Origin of the sequence: Floccifex sp., from assembly GCF_051873555.1 — a bacterium.
In the GTDB taxonomy this organism is placed as follows: Bacteria; Bacillota_I; Bacilli_A; order Erysipelotrichales; family Erysipelotrichaceae; genus Floccifex.
Map to the genome: position 1 here is coordinate 1 of NZ_JBJEEY010000002.1, position 4,389 is coordinate 4,389.

A 4,389-nucleotide genomic window follows, 5' to 3' on the forward strand; every position below is an offset into this window, starting at 1 on the left:
AAAAAACCTCATGATTTTAAAGGCCGACTTTGACCTCATCTAGTTTTAAATATTCAAACAAATTGACTGGATAAGAATTGTCTGAACTTATCCAGTCTTTTTTATAAAATAAAAAGCCAGTTATAAACTGACTTTAAATTAATCGTTCGAATAAATTTGTGAGTGGTTTTCTTGAATCAGAAGGCATCTTCAGTGCTTTTTCAATTGGATAAGAAACAATTTTATTGTCTCGAATACAAACACATTGTCCACCAATTCCCTGCATCAATAAATCCACAGCTTTTTCTCCCATTTGACTGGCTAATAAACGATCAAACGGACAAGGTGATCCACCACGTTGAATGTGTCCTAATACAGTAGCTCTTCCAGAGAATCCTGTATTTAAGGATACTTTTTTCGCAAATTCATCAACATCTGTAATTTTTTCACTGATGATGACAATGGCATGTTTTTTCTTACGAATGGTATCCAATTCACGTAAGCGATCCAATACATCGGCTTCATTGAAGCCTGTATCTTTTGTGATAACAATATCAGCTCCACATGTAATTCCTGCATACAGTGCTAAGTCTCCACAGCGATTTCCCATAACTTCAATAATGGAACAGCGGTGATGTGAATTTGATGTATCACGTAATTTATCGACAGCTTCTACAATGGTTTGTAATGCTGTATAAAATCCAATGGTATAATCTGTACATGTAATATCATTGTCAATGGTTCCTGGTAATCCAATGCAGTTGATTCCCATTTGTGTTAAAGAAAGAGCACCTCGATAGGAACCATCTCCTCCAATTACAACAACAGCTTCAATTCCTCGTTTTTTCAATTGTTTAATGGCTTTTTCACGTACTGCCACATCTTTAAATTCAGGAAGACGAGCGGATCCTAAAATAGTGCCTCCTCGATTTGAGATTTGCGATACAGAATCACGAGTTAAAGGTTCAATATATCCTTCTGTCATTCCTTTATATCCATTATAAATACCAAAAACTTCCAAACCACTATTAATTCCCACGCGTGTTACCGCACGAATGGCAGCATTCATTCCAGGTGAATCTCCACCGGATGTTAAAATACCAATTCTTTTAATCATTTGATTTGATCCTCCAAAGATTTTTGAAATTCTTTTCGTTATTTATAATATATCATATCTTAATTTCAGAAAAAAGAATGAATCTAGATGTAAGCGCTTAAAAATTTATTTATATTTTGTGAGTAGTTCACGTGGAATGTGACAATACCCTCCTGGATTTTTTTCTAAATATTTTTGATGATATTCTTCTGCGTCATAGAAACTCTTTAGTGGTTGTACTTCCACAGCAATTTTTTGTATATAATTTTTCTGAATTTCTTCAATTTTCTTTTGAATAACAGGTAAATCTTTTTCATCTACATAATATATTCCTGTTCGATACGAGCTTCCTTCGTCTTCGCCTTGTCGATTAATGGAAACTGGATCAATCACTTCAAAATAATAATTGAGTAATTCATCGAGATGAATGTCATCTTCATATACAATTTTTAATGTTTCGGCATGTCCTGTTTTCTGGGCTTTTACATCTTGATAAACAGGATTTTCAATATTTCCATTGGCATATCCCACTCTTGTTTCTTTGACAAAATCAAATTGATCAAAGAACATTTGCATTCCCCAGAAACATCCGCCAGCTAAATAAATCGTTTTCATATTTTCTCCTATGATAATTTTTTATATAAATAGTTTCCAACATTTTGAATCACTTGCACAATTACAATCAAAATAACAGAAGTCACAAATAAGTATTTTAAGTTATAAGCCTGGTATCCTCGACGAATGGCCACATCACCGAGTCCCCCTCCACCAACGGAACCAGCCATAGCTGTGTATCCAATAATTGAAATCATGGTTAAAATAATACCTGAAACAATGCTTGGAAAAGCTTCTTTAAAATATACGTGAACAATAATTTGCATGTCCGTTGCCCCAAAGGATTTGGCTGCTTCAATCAATCCTGGGTCTACGGAGCGTAAAGCAGATTCAATGACGCGGGCCACAAATGGTATGGCACTGATTGTTAATGGAACAATGGCTGCTGTGGATCCTAATGAAGTTCCAACAATAGCTCTTGTGACTGGAATGACCAATATTAATAAAATAATAAATGGAAAGGAGCGAAATGTATTGACAATAAAATCTAATACTTGATAAATAGCTTTATTGGGTTTTAATCCATCTGGTGCTGTCAAAACTAAAATAATAGCGGGTATAAATCCTAAAATAACAGAAAATAATGTGGATCCAAATACCATATATAGTGTCTGATTGGTAGCTGTAATCATTGTATCAAGCATTTTCAATGACCTCCCATTCTATGTTGCATTTCTTTAAATAATCTAAGACTTTTTCTTTGTCTTTTTCTTCAATATTAATAATCAAAGAACCTAAAATACGTCCCCTGAAGTTTTCTAATTTTCCTTGGCAGATGTCGAAATCAATCTGTAGTTCTCGTGCCAGTGAAGTAATGGTATGTGATTTTGAATTGCTGTTTAAGAAAAATAATTTAATGTTAACACCTGTTGATGGAAGAATCTCTCCATCGTGGCCTGTAAAATCCAAAATATCTTCATTTGAGGAAACAAATAATTCTTCTGGTTTTCCCTGTGCTACAATTTTTCCTTGTTTTAAGAACACCATTTTATTACAAATTTGTTTTACAACTTCCATTTGGTGGGTTACAACAACAATCGTTATTCCCAATTCATCATTGATTTTTTGAAGAAGAGATAAAATATCCTGTGTGATTTTAGGGTCTAAGGCACTAGTTGCTTCGTCACATAATAAAATTTTTGGATTTAAAACCAAGGCACGGGCAATGGCAACACGTTGTTTTTGTCCTCCCGATAATTCTCTTGGTTTACTATTAATTTTATCTTCTAAACCTACTAATTTTAATAACTCATGAATACGTGTATCATTTTCTGAATCTTTTGGATTCTTTTTCCAGAAACGAAGCGGTAAAGCAATATTTTCATATACTGTTAATCGATTTAATAAATTAAAGTTTTGAAATATCATTCCCATATCTTTTTGCATAAGTTGCAAGTCTTTTTTATTTAAAGATTTTACTTCTTTTCCTAAGGCAACAATACTTCCACTTTGATAGTCTTCCAATCCATTAAAACAACGTAATAAAGTGGATTTTCCGGCTCCGGATTGTCCAATAATGCCAAAAATATCGCCTTGTTCTATATGAAAAGATACATCCTTGATAACATCTAATTCACCAAAGCTTTTACATAAATTATTTACTTGAATCATTTTCTTTCCTCCTGTCTCTAGTTTTATAAAATCAATCCATCATTTCATAAAACTAGAGAGGCACGGATTACGTGCCTCAATTTTATTTATTAAAATACACAAACTACTGCACTACCATAATTTTCTTCAATATAGTCTTTGACTTCTTGAGATGTAATCGCTTTAACTAATGCCTTTGTTTTCTCGGATTCTTCATTTCCTTCTTTAACAACTACATAATTTGTACGAGCTTCAATATCTGGTGTTTCAACAAAAATCGCATTGGCAGAGTCTTTTAAATTAGCTTCAAGTGCATAGTTTCCATTAACAACCAATGCAGCTGCATCGTCATTGTATTGAGGAACAGAAGCCGCTTCTACTTCCTGAATTTTAAAATTTTTAGAGTTTTCAACAATTCCATCTAATGGAGAACCATCATCAGCTACTAAAGAAGCATCGTAATCAATTAATCCGGCTTGATCTAATACCGTTAAGGCACGTTTTTCGTTATCAAAATCATTTGGAACAATAATAGTCGCTCCATCTTCTAGTTCTTCAACAGAAGTTGCTTCTTTGGCAAAAACAGTCATTGGTTCATAGTGAATACCAGCTACTTCTACCAAATGTAGTCCACGTGTTTCGTTCTGATCTTTTAAATATCCTAAAGTCTGGAAATAGTTGGCATCTAATTCGCCTTCTTCCAAAGATGTATTTGGTGTTACATAGTCTGTAAATTCAACAACTTCCAAATTCCATCCATCTTCTGCTAAAATATCTTTTACAACATCATTTAAAATCATTGCATGTGGAACAGCAGTTGCTCCTACTTTGATTGTTTTGTCTTCTTCACTGCTTCCTGATTTAGATCCACATCCTGCTAAAACACTGGCAGCTAATACAGCCGCGGCACCAATTTTTAATAACTTGTTCATCGCTTTTTCCTCCTCTTTCTTTTTTCTTTCTTGAAAAGGTCAGGCTGGATAAAAAAAACACGTCCTTTATTAGGACGTGTGCTCTACGTGTTACCACCTAATTTTACGCCAATTTCTCAATTGGTGCCTCTTCAAGTACGCTATAAATAAGTTATACTCTATTGCGATAACGGGCAA

Annotated in this window: 5 protein-coding genes; all 5 read right to left on the reverse strand. The window is 33.8% G+C overall.

Going from position 1 to position 4,389, the window contains the following annotated elements:
• Nucleotides 1–133: 133 nt before the first annotated feature.
• Nucleotides 134–1,096, reverse strand: coding sequence for a 6-phosphofructokinase (gene pfkA / locus ACI32A_RS00125; RefSeq protein ID WP_439752987.1), 963 nt, complete (start codon nt 1,094–1,096; stop codon nt 134–136).
• Between the two features lie 105 nt (nt 1,097–1,201).
• Complete coding sequence (msrA, locus tag ACI32A_RS00130) at nt 1,202–1,690, reverse strand: peptide-methionine (S)-S-oxide reductase MsrA (protein ID WP_439752988.1); 489 nt, start codon at nt 1,688–1,690, stop codon at nt 1,202–1,204.
• An 8-nt stretch (nt 1,691–1,698) separates the two neighbouring features.
• Nucleotides 1,699–2,334: a methionine ABC transporter permease gene (locus ACI32A_RS00135; RefSeq protein ID WP_439752989.1), complete on the reverse strand. Its 636-nt coding sequence runs from the start codon at nt 2,332–2,334 to the stop codon at nt 1,699–1,701.
• Complete coding sequence (locus ACI32A_RS00140) at nt 2,327–3,301, reverse strand: methionine ABC transporter ATP-binding protein (RefSeq protein ID WP_439752990.1); 975 nt, start codon at nt 3,299–3,301, stop codon at nt 2,327–2,329. The genes ACI32A_RS00135 and ACI32A_RS00140 overlap by 8 nt, the downstream gene beginning before the upstream one ends.
• 89 nt (nt 3,302–3,390) lie before the next feature.
• Complete coding sequence (locus tag ACI32A_RS00145; protein WP_439752991.1) at nt 3,391–4,212, reverse strand: MetQ/NlpA family ABC transporter substrate-binding protein; 822 nt, start codon at nt 4,210–4,212, stop codon at nt 3,391–3,393.
• Nucleotides 4,213–4,389: the final 177 nt, after the last annotated feature.

Bases quoted from the DNA above. Each gene is read 5' to 3' on its own strand.
- msrA (WP_439752988.1), bottom strand. From the start codon at position 1,690: ATGAAAACGATTTATTTAGCTGGCGGATGTTTCTGGGGAATGCAAATG.
- pfkA (WP_439752987.1), bottom strand. From the start codon at position 1,096: ATGATTAAAAGAATTGGTATTTTAACATCCGGTGGAGATTCACCTGGA.
- ACI32A_RS00145 (WP_439752991.1), bottom strand. From the start codon at position 4,212: ATGAACAAGTTATTAAAAATTGGTGCCGCGGCTGTATTAGCTGCCAGT.
- ACI32A_RS00135 (WP_439752989.1), bottom strand. From the start codon at position 2,334: ATGCTTGATACAATGATTACAGCTACCAATCAGACACTATATATGGTA.
- ACI32A_RS00140 (WP_439752990.1), bottom strand. From the start codon at position 3,301: ATGATTCAAGTAAATAATTTATGTAAAAGCTTTGGTGAATTAGATGTT.